Source organism: Sphingopyxis witflariensis (assembly GCF_002205635.1).
GTDB lineage: Bacteria > Pseudomonadota > Alphaproteobacteria > Sphingomonadales > Sphingomonadaceae > Sphingopyxis > Sphingopyxis witflariensis.
On the sequence record NZ_NISJ01000004.1, the window covers coordinates 83,315 to 97,318 of the forward strand.

General features: G+C 61.3%; 14 protein-coding genes and 1 riboswitch. Of the genes, 6 read left to right on the forward strand and 8 right to left on the reverse strand.

All coding sequences use genetic code 11. The features are described from left to right. Nucleotides 1–106: 106 nt before the first annotated feature. The 4 genes from CDQ91_RS09060 to CDQ91_RS09075 all read left to right on the forward strand — a co-directional run bounded on the left by CDQ91_RS09060 (nucleotide 107) and on the right by CDQ91_RS09075 (nucleotide 3,976). Entirely contained in the window at nucleotides 107–2,422 is a 2,316-nt protein-coding gene (locus CDQ91_RS09060; protein WP_088472402.1) for a TonB-dependent siderophore receptor, read from the forward strand. A gap of 72 nt (nucleotides 2,423–2,494) precedes the next feature. Continuing rightward, nucleotides 2,495–2,836, forward strand: coding sequence for an Mpo1-like protein (locus tag CDQ91_RS09065; RefSeq protein WP_088472403.1), 342 nt, complete (start codon nucleotides 2,495–2,497; stop codon nucleotides 2,834–2,836). Between the two features lie 87 nt (nucleotides 2,837–2,923). Then, entirely contained in the window at nucleotides 2,924–3,481 is a 558-nt protein-coding gene (locus tag CDQ91_RS09070; RefSeq protein WP_144036733.1) for a hypothetical protein, read from the forward strand. Between the two features lie 66 nt (nucleotides 3,482–3,547). Beyond that, a complete protein-coding gene (locus CDQ91_RS09075; protein ID WP_088472655.1) occupies nucleotides 3,548–3,976 on the forward strand; it encodes an OsmC family protein in 429 nt (142 codons plus the stop codon). Here CDQ91_RS09075 and CDQ91_RS09080 read toward each other — a convergent pair. After that, nucleotides 3,973–4,581 (reverse strand): 2'-5' RNA ligase family protein, encoded by a 609-nt coding sequence (locus tag CDQ91_RS09080; RefSeq protein ID WP_088472405.1) that lies wholly within the window; start codon nucleotides 4,579–4,581, stop codon nucleotides 3,973–3,975. The genes CDQ91_RS09075 and CDQ91_RS09080 overlap by 4 nt on opposite strands. Nucleotides 4,582–4,738: 157 nt before the next feature. On the opposite strand from CDQ91_RS09080, the gene CDQ91_RS09085 reads away from it, so the two are divergent. Further along, complete coding sequence (locus CDQ91_RS09085) at nucleotides 4,739–5,575, forward strand: arylamine N-acetyltransferase family protein (RefSeq protein WP_237245904.1); 837 nt, start codon at nucleotides 4,739–4,741, stop codon at nucleotides 5,573–5,575. Here the strand turns inward: CDQ91_RS09085 and CDQ91_RS09090 are convergent. From CDQ91_RS09090 to CDQ91_RS09105, 4 genes are all read right to left on the reverse strand, one after another. Then, entirely contained in the window at nucleotides 5,572–6,054 is a 483-nt protein-coding gene (locus tag CDQ91_RS09090; RefSeq protein WP_158213646.1) for a nuclear transport factor 2 family protein, read from the reverse strand. The two genes, CDQ91_RS09085 and CDQ91_RS09090, sit on opposite strands and share 4 nt — an antisense overlap. Before the next feature lie 37 nt (nucleotides 6,055–6,091). Next, nucleotides 6,092–6,433: a hypothetical protein gene (locus CDQ91_RS09095; protein ID WP_088472408.1), complete on the reverse strand. Its 342-nt coding sequence runs from the start codon at nucleotides 6,431–6,433 to the stop codon at nucleotides 6,092–6,094. Between the two features lie 84 nt (nucleotides 6,434–6,517). After that, complete coding sequence (locus CDQ91_RS09100; RefSeq protein ID WP_174688493.1) at nucleotides 6,518–7,000, reverse strand: glycine zipper 2TM domain-containing protein; 483 nt, start codon at nucleotides 6,998–7,000, stop codon at nucleotides 6,518–6,520. 644 nt (nucleotides 7,001–7,644) lie between these two features. Next, nucleotides 7,645–8,052 carry a hypothetical protein gene (locus CDQ91_RS09105; RefSeq protein WP_144036734.1) on the reverse strand — a complete coding sequence of 136 codons (408 nt, stop codon included), beginning with the start codon at nucleotides 8,050–8,052 and terminating at the stop codon, nucleotides 7,645–7,647. A gap of 181 nt (nucleotides 8,053–8,233) precedes the next feature. On the opposite strand from CDQ91_RS09105, the gene CDQ91_RS09110 reads away from it, so the two are divergent. Beyond that, complete coding sequence (locus tag CDQ91_RS09110) at nucleotides 8,234–9,292, forward strand: GTP pyrophosphokinase (RefSeq protein WP_158213647.1); 1,059 nt, start codon at nucleotides 8,234–8,236, stop codon at nucleotides 9,290–9,292. Between the two features lie 102 nt (nucleotides 9,293–9,394). Here the strand turns inward: CDQ91_RS09110 and CDQ91_RS09115 are convergent, their stop codons facing one another. From CDQ91_RS09115 to CDQ91_RS09125, 3 genes are all read right to left on the reverse strand, one after another. Continuing rightward, nucleotides 9,395–9,973, reverse strand: coding sequence for a DUF2199 domain-containing protein (locus tag CDQ91_RS09115; protein WP_237245905.1), 579 nt, complete (start codon nucleotides 9,971–9,973; stop codon nucleotides 9,395–9,397). 14 nt (nucleotides 9,974–9,987) lie between these two features. Continuing rightward, nucleotides 9,988–11,880, reverse strand: a complete 1,893-nt coding sequence (gene thiC, locus CDQ91_RS09120; RefSeq protein WP_088472412.1) for a phosphomethylpyrimidine synthase ThiC — start codon at nucleotides 11,878–11,880, stop codon at nucleotides 9,988–9,990. Nucleotides 11,881–11,936: 56 nt separating this feature from the next. After that, a riboswitch (TPP riboswitch) is annotated at nucleotides 11,937–12,048 on the reverse strand. Between the two features lie 4 nt (nucleotides 12,049–12,052). After that, the gene (locus tag CDQ91_RS09125; RefSeq protein WP_144036736.1) at nucleotides 12,053–13,864 is read right to left on the reverse strand and encodes a tetratricopeptide repeat protein; all 1,812 of its coding nucleotides are present in this window, start codon (nucleotides 13,862–13,864) and stop codon (nucleotides 12,053–12,055) included. Between the last annotated feature and the right edge of the window lie 140 nt (nucleotides 13,865–14,004).

Genomic DNA, 14,004 nt, shown 5'->3' on the forward strand with positions numbered 1-14,004 from the left:
CACCCGCCACGGCCCCGTCCTCAATCGATCGACTGTGGCTTGCCCCAAGCGGGTTCTTTGATTATTCGCAAATGCGAATCGATATCAATAGTAATAAGGGGTGATTATGATGAATCCGGGCGCCGCGGCGCGGTCGAATCTTTCGCGCGCCACGCTTGTCGTGGCGATGGTCATGGGTTCGCAGGCCGCTTTTGCTGCCGAAGAGGCCGCCGAGAGCGGCGCTGCGGGTGAGGCGATCGTCGTGACCGGGCTGCGCCAGGCCAGCGTTTCCTCGGCCACCAAGACGGGAACCCCGCTGATCGAGACGTCGCAGACGATCACGGTGATCGACGGTGAAGAGCTTGAACGTCGCGGCGCGATCTCGCTCAATCAGGCGGTCGGATATGTCGCCGGCGTCGCGGCGAACCAGCGCGGCGGTACGGTGTCGCGTTATGACCAGATGTATCTGCGCGGCTTTGCGCCGGGCCTCTTCCTTGACGGCATGCGGCTTATCGCCGGTCCCTATTCGACCCCGCAGACCGATTTCAACCGGATCGACCAGATCGACATCATGAAGGGCCCCGCCTCGGTTCTTTATGGTAACGGCACGCCGGGCGGGCTGATCAATCTGTCGAGCAAAAAGCCGGAGGCCGAGGCTTTCGGGCGCTTCGAGGCCCAGCTTGGCAATTATGACAGCGTGCGCCTCGTCGGTGATATCAACCAGCCACTCGATGCCGACGGAAAATGGCGCGTGCGCCTCGTCGGTGGGTGGCAGAAGGCTGACGGCTTCACCAAGCTTACCGAAAGCGAGCGTTATCATATCAGCCCGATGATCACCTTCGCGCCTGATGATCAGACAAATATCACGCTGATCGCATCCTATCAGCACGCGCCATCGGGCAGCGGCTATTCGGGGGCGCCGGTCTATGGCAGCGCGCTGCCCAACCCCAAGGGTCCGATCGACTATGATATGAACACCGGCGATCCAGCCTATGAGGTTTATGACCACAAGCAAAAGTCGGTCGCCCTGCTGTTCCGGCGCGCGTTCAACGACCATCTGGCATTCCGTTCGAATGTCCGGTTCCAGAACAACAAGCTGAGCTATCGCCAGTTTTATGTCGCGGGTTTCGCGACGACGGGCACGGGGCTCAATATCAACACCGATTACAGCACGATCATTCGCGGCGGAGGCGGTGCCGACGAGGATTTCGATACGCTGACGATGGACAGCAGCTTCAACGCCGAGTTTGAAACCGCGGGCATCGAACATAATATATTGGTTGGCCTCGATTATCTTCGGATCACAGGCGAAAATTTCCAGCATTTCAATAGCGGGCAGACGGCCAATCCGCTGACGAGTATCCCGAACCTCAATCTTTATGCGCCGGTCTATGGGCGGGTTCCGAGCCTCAATCTGACCCTGCTCTCGCCGGCTTATACAAACAGCTATAGCCAGCGCGACCAGACCGGCGTCTATATCCAGGACCAGATGACGATCGGAGGGCTCCACCTGATCGCGAGTGGCCGGTGGGACTGGTACAACCAGCGCACCCTCAACAAGAAGAATAATGCCCTGACGCCGCTCTCGCAAAATGCTTTCACCATGCGCTTCGGCGCGCTTTATGCGTTCGAATTCGGCCTGTCGCCCTATGTCAGCTACACCGAATCCTTCGAACCGCAGGCGGGCGCCGACTATCTCGGCAACCCCTTCTCCCCGACCACGGGCAATATGTATGAAGCGGGCCTCAAATTTCAGCCGCGCGGCCTGAATGCTCTTGTAACCCTGTCGGCCTATGAACTGAAACGGCAGAATGTCCCGGTCGGTGATCCGCTTGCGGGAACCGGCGGCCGTCCGACCAATTCACAGATACAGATTGGCGAGACGCGCGTTCGCGGCGTCGAACTCGAAGCACGCGGCGAACTTCGCCCCGGCCTCGATCTTGTCTTTGCCGGCACTTATACCGACGCGCTGATCACGCAGGGCGCGCCCGCCGTTCCTGCAGCGGCGCCGACGCCCACCAGGCTGGGCACCACCGGCATGCCTTCGACCACCGGAACGGTTCCGCTCGGCGTTCCCGAATGGCAGGCGTCGGCATTCCTCTCCTATGACTTCGGCCGTGGCGGCGCGGGCGATGGTCCGCTCGGCGGGCTGAGTCTCGGCGGCGGCTTCCGCCATGTGGGCGGTTCCTTCGGTTCGACGAGCTACAAGGTGGTCAACAGCGTGACGATCTTCGAATTGTTCAAGACGAAGAGCTTCACTTTGGTCGATGCGATGCTCGCCTACGACCTCGGTCATGCCAGCCCGTCGATGGACGGCCTCAGCATTGCGGTAAATGCCCAGAATCTGTTCGACAAGAAGCATATCTCATCCTGCTTCCTGTCGAACAGCTGCTATTTCGGGGCTTCCCGGACTGTGGTGGGGTCGTTGCGCTACAAATGGTAAAATGACTTCACGGCGGCGGCGCGGTTCGGTCGGCGGCTTGACCGCGCATCCCAATCGCGACATTCTTCGCCGATGCCCCGGCTCTACACCAGCTTCGCTGAATTCTGGCCCTTTTACCTGCGCGAGCACAGCAAGGTGCGGACGCGGGCGCTCCATTATGTCGGGACCAGCCTTGTCGTGCTGATCGCGATTGCGGCGGTGCTGAGCGGGCGCTGGGCATGGCTGTTCGCGCTGCCGCTCGCGGGCTATTTCTTTGCCTGGGTCGCGCATTTCGGGGTCGAGAAGAACCGCCCGGCGACCTTTACCTATCCGCTGTGGAGCCTTGCCGCCGATTTCAAAATGTGGGCGATGTGGCTGACCGGGCGGTTGGGGCCCGAACTCGACAAGGCGGGCGTGGCGCGGGCCCCGCGCTGATTCCCGGACCGGTTCTCCATCCTTGCCGCGCCGCCGCTTTGCGCGCATCGTGGCGCGCGGGTCGCACCATGGCAGAAGGATGAACTTATGCGGACAGGTGTGAAACATGTTGTGGCGGCGCTCGGCGCGCTGATGCTCGCCGGGTGCGGCGGCGGGGCCAAGGACGGCGCCCCGGCGGACGGCGACGCCACGGCGGTCGCGGCGAACGACTGGGATGCCAGCGACGCCTGTGCCTTGCTCGACAAGGCGGCGGTCGGCGCGGCACTGGGCCAGACGGTGATCGAAACCAACCTGGCCTTCGTCAACAAGGCCGAAGGTTCCAACGCCGCAACGTCCGAATGTACCTATCGCCTCGCGAATGGCGATGCCGCCACCCTGATGGCGCGGCGCTCGCCGATCGGCGACAATAGCGACGCCGCGATCAAGCAGACGCGCGAGGGCACCGCCAAGACGATGGCGGCCTTTTCCGACAAGGCGATCGAGGATGTGGCGGGGCTGGGAAAGGCGGCCTTTTTCGTCCCCGGCATCAACCAGCTCAACGTCTTTCTCGATGGCGACAAGTTCGTGATCCTGACCATCAGCAGCGCGCCGGCGGCGAATGCGAAGGATATGGCAGTGGCGCTGGTCGGCAAGATCAAGCGCTAGCACGCCCGTCATGCTATGCTGGCCGTGCGAGTCTCCACGACCCGATTTCAGCCAAGGAGCATGTTCATGACCGTCAATCGCGCATCCGCCCGCTACGAAGGCTTTGGCAAGGAGGGCAAAGGGTCGATCACGACCAAATCGGGGGTGCTCGACGCGCAGCCCTATGGTTTTGGTACGCGTTTCGAGGGCAAGCCGGGGACGAACCCCGAAGAGCTGATCGCCGCGGCGCATGCGGCATGCTTCACCATGGCGCTGTCGTTCGGGCTGGCACGCGCGGGCTATGCCGACGGTTCGCTCGACACCAGTGCGGCGGTGACGCTGGAGCAGCAGGATGGTGGCTTCACCGTGACCCGGTCGGCGCTGACGCTGACCGGCAAGGTGCCGGGTATCGGTGCCGACGAATTTGCGCAGATCGCGGAGGAGGCCGAGAAAAACTGCCCGATCTCCAAGCTGCTCAATTGCGAGATTACGCTGGAGCATAGTCTCGAAAATTAGGCGGCTCGCAGGAGCGGCGGTATCGGTGACGCGGGCGGTTCTTCGGCCATGAAAGCGAAGGCCGATTGTGCGGGCGGCAAAAGCGGCCAGCGGTGGAGGACGAGATGCTCGCGTCCTTTGCCGCCGGGGTGCGGCCGACTTTCGATCAGCAACAGTTGCTCGGGCGTCCAGTGGCGGATGACGTTGAAGGCGTCGAAGAGCGCGCGGTCGTAGCCTAGCGTGATATGCGGGCGGAGGCCCGACACCCGGTGCAACGGATCGATCCCATGGGAGCCGAGCAGGGTCGCGACCGCTTCGAAGAAATCCTTGATTTCATGCGCTCGGCCCCGGGTGACGAGTTCGGCGCCCATTGCACCGCCGTGGATGCGGCCGAGGCGGATCGGCGCGGCGGGTGGCAGAGCAGCGCTCAGCGCCGCGATGACACGGTTCCTGAGGAACAGGTCGCGCTGAAAGGTCTCGCCGACGACGCACAAGGTCAGGTGGAGCATGGCGAGGTCGACGGCGTTGGCGGTCTGCCCGGCGCGCCTTTGCCATTCGGCGAACAGCGGGCGCAGCGCGGGCGGAAGCTGGAAACCAAGAAAGGTTCGAATGGTCTGACTGGACATGACACTCCTCCGATTCGGAATATGTTCCCATTATGTTCTCATTTGCAGCAAGAGTCGAATCAGCGGGGCACGGCCTGCGGTACAAAGTCGCTTGATCTCAACCATGGTTGAGCTTGCATAAGTTGTGCCAGATGATTCGCCGAACGGAGATATGCCGATGATCCAGCCTGCCCATGACCCCGTCGACCTGCCGCGCTATCTGGCGCGCATCGGTTATGACGGACCGGTCGCGCCGACGCTGGAGGTGCTGCGCGCGCTGCAGGCGGCGCATATCGCCGCGATCCCGTTCGAGGCGCTCGACGTGCTGACCGGCAAGGGGGTCGACGTCGACGCCGGGTCGGTCGATGCCAAGCTGATCGACCAGCGGCGCGGCGGCTATTGCTATGAGCAAAATGGCCTGTTCCTGCGCGTGCTCCAGACGATCGGTTTCGATGCCGCCGCGCGGCTGGGGCGGGTGCGCTGGATGATGGCGGAGGATGCGCCGACGACCGCGCGCAGCCATATGGTGATCCGCGTGATACTGGGCGGTCGGCCGTGGCTCGCCGACGTTGGCTTCGGCGCGGCGGCGCCGACCGCGCCGCTGGCGATCGACGATCCCGATCCGCAGCCGACCGCGCATGAGGCGTATCGCATCCGTACGGCGCACGGCGAGTGGCTGGTCGAGGCGCTGCTCGGCGACAGCTGGAAGGCGATGTATATGTTCGACGATGTGCCGCAGCAGCCGATCGATATCGCGGTCGCCAACTGGTATACCGCGACCCACCCCAGCTCGCATTTTCGCCACCAGCTGATCGTCGCGCGGGCGAGCGACACGGCGCGTTATGTGCTGCGCGACAACCGGCTGACGATCCGCTTTACCGCCGGGCGCGTCGAGCAAAGCTATTTGACCGCCCACGAAATCGAGGCGGCGCTGGGCGATATGTTCCTGCTGCCGATGCGCCCGCACTGGCGCCCGGCGATCGCGCGCGCCGCGGTGATGGAGATTGCGGCCTAGGGCCGGGACTTGGGCACCTCCACCTCAGGCCCCATGCGGGTGACGTGGATATAGGCGGCCTGCCAGCTGTCGCCGCTGCGACGGAAAATGTCGGTGAAGCGGATGCGGACGCGAAAGGGCTGGCCCGCCGAACGCCCCGACAGGATCGTCTCGGCGCTCGCAAGGCCCGCGTCGGGGCCGAGCGGCATGACGATGCGGTCGCGCAGGGTCACGGGGTCATAGGCGTCGTCGGCGCCGGTCCAGCCCGCGATGAAATCGGCCTTGCCGAGCCGCTTGCCGCTGCCGTCGATGAAGACCAGATCGTCGGCGACCATGCGGCCCAGCGCCGCGCCGTCCCTGGAGATCTGTGCTGCATCGAAGGCGTCGGCGAAGGCGGTGAGCGCGGCGGTGTCATCGGGCGCCGGCTGTGCGTTCGCGGCGGCCAGCGGGACGGTGGCGAGGGCGGCGATGGCCAGCATGATCGTCGGGATTCGGTGCATCCTCATCTTCCTACAGGCGGTGTCGCCGCTTCCGGCGTCAGGTGGGGACGTCAGGCCCGTCCTCAACATCATCGGAGTGATCGAGCCGCACCACCCAGACCGGGCGCCCTTCGGGAGACAGCGCGATGTCGTGGCTGGGGACCATATCCGCCCCGGTTTCGATCCAGCCGCGCCCGTCGCATTTGGGGCAGGGCACGCGGATCGAACGGTGGCTGATCAGGTCGATCTGGCTGTTCCACTGGCCATGGCCGCTGCAGACCGGGCAGCGGACGTCGAGATCGCCCCCCAAAGCATTCCGGCGGTGGCGGACCGAGATGCCGTCGAACGCGTGCGGGTCGCCGGGGCCGGTGCAATAAACGATGTTCGACGGGTGCGACATGCGGGCAGTTTATCACCGAAGGCTGACAAGGAAAGGGGCCGCCAACCGCTCTGGCTGGCGACCCCCATCCTGTTGCATCAGGCCTTAGCGGCAGCGCACGTCATTGTTATTCCCGCTGCGTTCGATCGCGCGTCCGGCGACCGCACCGCCGACGGCGCCGAGGATGGTGCCGAGCGTCTCCGACTTGCCGGGGGCGATGACATTGCCGATCACCCCGCCGGCGATGCCGCCGACGATCAGCCCGGTCGATCCGTCGTTGCGGCGGCAATAATATTTATTGTCGCGGCCGCGATAGACGCGGTCGTTGCTGGACAGGCGGCGTTCCTTGTAGCGGCGGTCGGTGCGGTAATAATTGTCGGCATAATAGCCGCCGTGGCGCGGGTCGGGACGGTCATAGTCGTAATTGCCATATTGGCTATACGTATTCTGATCGTAATAGCCATAGCCGCCATCGTCATAGCGCCCGCTGCTCGCGCCCGCACCGACACCGCCATACAGGCCGTTCGAGGCGCAGCCGGCCGCGAGCGCGGTTGCGGCGGCAAGGGGCAGGATCATCAGCTTGTTCATCGACATCACTCCATTCAGGATCGCGTGCCGGCCAAGCGGGGCGTGGGCATGCTCTGTTTTTGCCCCTCGCATGGAGTAAAGCCCCGAGAGGGGTGGGAGTTCCGCCGGGGGTCGCGGCGCTTCGATGTCTGGTTGCCATCCAAAGTTCAGCAAAGGTCAGCCCAGTGGCGATGCGGCGGCGGCGATATCAGTCGGTATGGGAGAGGCGAACACAGGGGCGGCGGAGACGGAGCGGAAGCGGCAAGCGGGGCTGCCGTAGCCTCCGAACCGGTGAACCAGATGCGCAGATTGTAGGAAAGGCGTTTCTGCCCCGCGCGGTGCGAAATAGGATCGGCGTGGCGTGGCGCTGACACATTCGACTGCCCGAATACGACCGAAAGTGGCTCTATCCCTCTTCGGCACCCCGGACTTGATCCGGGGTCCCGCTCAGCAACGGTGACAAGCTGGACCCCGGATCAAGTCCGGGGTGACGAGAAAGAAAATATATCCTTGCACCCGTACACCGCCATGGCGGGGCGCGGATCAGACGCGGCCGCCGCGGAGCGGCCAGCGGCCATGTTCGACATGGGTGGTCTTGCCGACGATGCTTTCCATCAGGATGATCTCGTCGACCGTCCAGCCGATCGGCGGCATTTTTAGCGCCCTCAAAGTTTGAGAACCTTGGCGGTCGCCGCGATAGTTGATCGTGATGTGCGGTTCGGGCGTGGTGCCGTCCATGATCGGCGCCTTTTCGCGGCAAGCAGATGGTTGACCAGCGCCTTCTGGAACGCCCGGGCCTCGGCCAGCGGATCGCGCGTGCGCAGTGTCACCGCCTTGCGGTTCTCTTGTCCGTAGAAGGCGAGCGGGAAAGGTGCTGCTGCGAAGCTGTCCAGCGCGGCGATGGTCGCGAGCAGCCACTCGGGCGGCGCATAGTGGAGGTCGTAGAGCGAGATGAGCGTGACATGGAGGAGGTGGGGGCCGCGTCCGGGGTCGTTGCGCGGCAGCGCTACGATCGCATCCTGCACCTCCGGCGGCGGCTTTGCCATGACGTAGAGGGGGTTTCGGGCGCGCATCGACGGGTGTGTAGCATGGTGTGGGGGTGGTGCCGAGTGGTGGGCAGCCGAGAGCGGATGGCGCCTTTCTTAATTTTCTCTCCGCCTGTGAGGCGGCATTGCGTTCATACGACCGATCTTGAACGGAGAAAAAATATCGGTCTATATGCTGCATCAAGATATTATTTTTAGGATAAGATCGGTGACCCCTGAGCAAATTGTTGAAAATTATAGCTCTAGATACTCTGCATACGAAGCTCTCTCGCAGAGGACTGCTTCATTGTTAGGCGCTCTTGCTAAGTCGTCATCGATATCATTTCATGTCATTGAACATAGGGCAAAAACCGTTGATTCCTTGATTGAAAAAATTCGGAGGCCTGGGAAGTCATATTCATCTTTGGAAGAGATAACCGACCTATCAGGCGTAAGGGTTATTTGTTACTATCAAGACGATTGCGAAGAGATGTCTCAAATAATCGAGAGAGAGTTTCTAATAGTTGGAAAGGAAGACTCTCATAGTGCAAAGCATCTGTCTGAAGATAGATTTGGATATTTATCTCTTCATAGAATTGTAAAGCCAGCAAGGGTCCGAGCTAATTTGATAGAGTGGAGTGATGTGGCCGATCTTTGCTGCGAGATACAAGTTAGAACTGTTATACAGCACGCGTGGGCGGCAGTTTCTCATCAAGTGCAATATAAAATTGAAAGTAAAATACCGTCTCTAATTAAGAGGAGGCTTAATAGGATATCTGGCCTATTTGAAATGGCTGATGAACAATTTGTTCAGGTCAGAGATGAGAGAGCAAAAATTCTAAGTGATTCTAAGGATTTAGTAAAAAAAGATGATCTAAGCTTTGCAATTTCTCCGTCTTCGGTTCAGATAGTTCTAAATAAATGGAGTAATGATAATGAGGCTCCAAAAAAAATAAAGTCTATAGGTTTTATTATATTTGATGATTCTGATCCAGATTTCGAAGGAGATGGAGAGGTAATATCAAGCATAGTTGATATTTGTCAGGAAAATTCAATAGAGCAAGCTAGAGAACTTCTAAATATTGCAGGATCGTTTGATAGGGAATATATGAAAAGACAATTGTCTTCTCATCCATCGAAATCTTGGTCGATATCGACATCATTTTCGTTTCTTCTTCATATTATTAGAAATGTAGAGCGCAAGCCAACGCTATCGGACCTCGTTGGCCAAGGTTGGGGCGAAGATATCGCGGAACGCGTGCTAGAGGTTGCAGAGAACGATGATTAGCAGTGAGCTTTCATCTGCCCGTCAGGGTTTTCGGAATTCAACTCTTTAGCCCCTTATAGCCCGGAATTACGGTGACAGGTGCAACACCCTTAATCCCTGTGATCAGCTCTCGTCGGGCGCATGACCATATTCAGCGTAGAGTTCGAGCAGCCGCTCCGGGCTGATACCGTCCTGCTGCGCAATCGCCAGTTCGTGATCCTTATCGTCAAGGCTGATCACCGGCCGTTGCCTCCCCAGTCGCGGATGGACCCAGCAGCCCTGATTGATCGTCTCAGGAAAGCCCTTGAGGCTATTCGAGAACCAGCCCCACCACGGTCCCATGTCGCTATATTTTCCGTCGTCGAAGCCGTCGACGTAGCGGTCGAAATTCTCGCGCGAGAGGGTGGACCAGACGCCGTAGCCGAATTTTTCGGGCATGCCGTGGACGGGGATGCGGAAGACGCAGCGGACGAAGAAATGTTCGCCGTCGATCACGCAGAAATCTTCCGACAGAAAATCGCCGTCGAGCCTTAGCGCGCTGTTGGGTTCGAGCTGTTCGGCCTTGCCCCAATGATCGGGGGCCAGCGAGCCGATGTCGAACATGCCTTCATGCTCGACATCGCAGTTCGCGCATTTCCAGCGGGCCGATTGCAGAAGCTGAAGGGCGGACGGCTTTCGCCGTCCGAACAGTTTTCCGAACAAGCCCCCTCTTTCCATCAATCGTGTTCGCGTCCACCCGCGCCCATATACAACTCGCTTCCCGTCTCCTTAAACAGCTCGCTCATCTCCGCCATGCCTTTCTCGGCTTCCTCGGCGGCGAGGAAATTCTCGGCGGGCTGGTTCTGCTTGGCCGCAAACTCGCGCACTTCCTGGCTGATCTTCATCGAGCAGAATTTCGGGCCGCACATGCTGCAGAAATGTGCGGTCTTGGCGCCTTCGGCGGGGAGCGTCTGGTCGTGATATTGCTCCGCCGTGTCGGGGTCGAGCGACAGGTTGAACTGGTCGCGCCAGCGGAATTCGAAGCGGGCTTTCGATAGCGCGTCGTCGCGGACCTGTGCGGCGGGGTGGCCCTTGGCGAGGTCGGCGGCGTGGGCGGCGAGCTTGTAGGTGACGACGCCGACCTTCACATCGTCGCGGTCGGGGAGGCCGAGATGCTCCTTGGGCGTGACGTAGCAAAGCATCGCGGTGCCGTACCAGCCGATCTGTGCGGCGCCGATGCCGCTGGTGATATGGTCGTAACCCGGCGCGATGTCGGTGGTGAGCGGCCCGAGCGTGTAGAAGGGCGCCTCGCCGCATGCCTCCAGCTGCTTTTCCATATTCTCCTTGATCTTGTGCATCGGGACGTGGCCCGGCCCCTCGATCATCACCTGCACATCCTGCGCCCAGGCGCGCTTGGTGAGCTCGCCCAGCGTGTAGAGCTCGGCGAACTGCGCCTCGTCGTTCGCGTCGTAGATGCTGCCGGGACGGAGGCCGTCGCCGAGGCTGTAGGCGACGTCATAGGCCTTCATGATCTCGGTAATCTCGTCGAAGCGTTCGTAGAGGAAGCTTTCCTTGTGATGCGCGAGGCACCATTTCGCCATGATGCTGCCGCCGCGCGACACGATGCCGGTCATGCGCTTGGCCGCGAGGGGGACGTAGGGCAGGCGGACGCCGGCATGGATGGTGAAATAGTCGACGCCCTGTTCGGCCTGTTCGATCAGCGTGTCGGCGAAGATTTCCCAGGTCAGATCCTCGGCGACGCCGCCGACTTTCTCGAGCGCCTGATAGATGGGGACGGTGCCGATCGGGACGGGCGAGTTGCGGATGATCCATTCGCGCGTGTCGTGGATGTTGCGCCCGGTCGACAGGTCCATGACGGTGTCGGCGCCCCAGCGGATCGACCAGACCATCTTGTCGACTTCGCTCGCGACGTCCGATGCGACCGCGCTGTTGCCGATATTGGCGTTGATCTTGACGAGGAAGTTGCGGCCGATCGCCATCGGCTCGGATTCGGGGTGGTTGATGTTGTTGGGGATGATCGCGCGGCCGCGCGCGACCTCGTCGCGGACAAACTCGGGCGTGACATAGTCGGGGATCGACGCGCCGAAGCTTTCGCCGTCGCGCTTATATTCGGCGAGGCGGACGCGGCCGAGATTTTCGCGCTCGGCGACATATTCCATCTCGGGCGTGATGATGCCGCGGCGGGCGTAATACATCTGGCTGACGTTCGCGCCGGGCTTGGCGCGGAGAACCTGACGGCGGACGTTGGGGAAGGGGGCGACGCCGCCGCTGCGATCGGGGCCAAGCTGGCCGTTATCCTCGGGCTTTACCTCGCGCTGGGTGACCTGCTCGACGTCGCCGCGGGCGCGGATCCAGTCGGCGCGGATTTCGGGGAGGCCGGCTTCGATGTCGATCGTCGCATTGACGTCGGTGTAGGGGCCGCTGGTGTCATAGACGCGCACCGGGGGCTCGCCCGAATGCGGGTCGAGGTCGATCTCGCGCATCGCGACGCGGATGCCGCTGCCGGTCTGGGTCGCGACATGGATTTTGCGGCTGCCACGGATCGGGCCGGTGGTGACGCCGATCGGAGTTGCGGTGCCCTTTGCGAGGCGGGTGTCGATGTCGGCCATGTGCAGTCGCTCCATATATGTCGGAGCGAGAATGGGGATTCCGGTCCTTGGGTATGGAACGAAACGCCGACCCTCCCTCCGCCGGTATTATCCGGATCAGGTTCAACGGGTCGCGGTTTATTCCGCTCTCAACCTGCGGTCACGCGACAGGCTCCCCGGGGATGAGGGGTGTTTAGCGGGGCGCGGGCTTGCTGTCCACCGGAGAGGCGGCTGGAGACGGCGCGGTTGTCGGCTCGCACCCGCTGGCGCGCAGGAAGGCGATGAAATCGGGATCGGCGCGGATCGGATCAAAGTCGCTATCGTTCGCGATGGCATCGCAATCCAATTTACCTTTCCGATCACGCCATTGCGTCAGGTAGGCGATGCAAGTCGCACTATCGCGCCGAAGCGCAGAAATGCAGGCTTTGTTGAAAAGCGCCGTAGCGACCATTTCCTGAAACGCGGGCTGGTCACTGTCGCCGAAGCGGGCGAGGAGGTCGTCATAGGCGGCGATGGCGTCGTCGTGGCGATCCATCGCGCCGAGGGTGATACTCTTGTTGGCCAGTGCCATGGCGATCATTTCCCGAAACGCGGGCTGGTCACTGTCGCCGAAGCGGGCGAGAAGGTCGTCAAAGGCGGCGATGGCGTCGTCGTGGCGATCCACCGCACCGAGGGTGACCCCCTTGTTGACCTGTGCCTTGGCGACCTGTTCCTGCAATGCGGGCTGGTCACTATCGCCGAAGCGGGCGAGGAGATCGTCAAAGGCGGCGATGGCGTCGTCGTGACGATCCGTCGCGCTGAGGGCTATCCCCTTGTTGATCAGTGCCTTGGCGACCCGTTCCTGCAGCGAGGGCTGGTTGCTGTCGCCGAAGCGGGCGAGGAGGTCGTCAAAGGCGGCGATGGCGTCGAGGTGGCGATCCGTCGCGCTGAGGGCTATCCCCTTGTTGATCAGTGCCTTGGCGACCCGTTCTTGCAGCGCGAGCTCGTTACTATCGCCGAAGCGGGCGAGGAGATTGTCATAAGTAGCGATTTCGTCTTCGGGCCGATCCATCGCACCGAGAGCTATCCCCTTGTTGACCAGTGCCATGGCAACCTGTTTCTGCAGCGCGGGCTGGTTGCTGTTACCGAAGCGAGCGAGGAGGTCGTCATAGGCGGCGATGGCATCGTTGGGGCGATCCATCGAGCGGAGGGTGACCCCCTTGTTGAGCAGTGCCATGGCGACCTGTTCCTGCGACGCGGGTTGGTCGCTGCGGCCGAATTTTTCGTCGATTTCATCATAGATGATATTGGCTTCTGCATCGCGACCCAGCTTGTTCAACGCGACCGCTCTGTAAAACAGCGGAAAGAACAGGTCTTCGTCGGCAGCATCGTCGAACAAATAGGCCATAGCTCCGGCTCTTCGCTCCACCACGTCCCATTCTTCACTCATGGCGGCGACGGTGACCAAGGCGCGATAATCGTCGAGGGTGCGTTCGCGGCGCGGCTTGGCCTGTGCTTCGCGGGCGATGTCGCGCAGGGCCTTTCGTTCCACTTCGCTGGCGGGTGCCTCGCCGGGTTTGAGATTTTCGGTGATCTCCTTGGCCGTCTGTTCGTGGCTGCGGATCGACGCCACGGCGGCGTTCGCCTCTTCCAGCAGCTTTTGAATACGCGTCCGTTCCTCCGCAATGCCTTGTTTCGCTTCCGTCACGGCGGCTTTGCTGAAGCGAAAGGTGAAAAAGATCACCACGGCGGCGATAAGCAGGCTGAATCCGCCCATCACGGCGCTCACCAGGATCGCGAACCAGTTCGTCTGGTTTGCAATGAGTTCGGTACGAATATGGGCGATGTCGCGCTCGCGGGTCAGTCGCCAAACCTCCTCTGTCGCCGGAGCAGGAACCGGCGTTGCCTTTGATGTTTCAGGCGGTGCTATAGTCGTCGGTGCGGACGGCTTGGCCTGACTTGGCAATGGAGAACCAAGTATCAGAAATGAAAATACGGCAAGAATTGATTTTCGATGGCATGTCATAAGTAATTTCTGTCACGGTCGTGCTGTTATGCATAGTGAATTGTTGCAGATCGCCATTTTTGACGACCGCATCGCGATTTCGACCGGGGGCGATCGTTGACCGCTCCCGCCAACACGCCGATAAACTCATCCGATAGGGT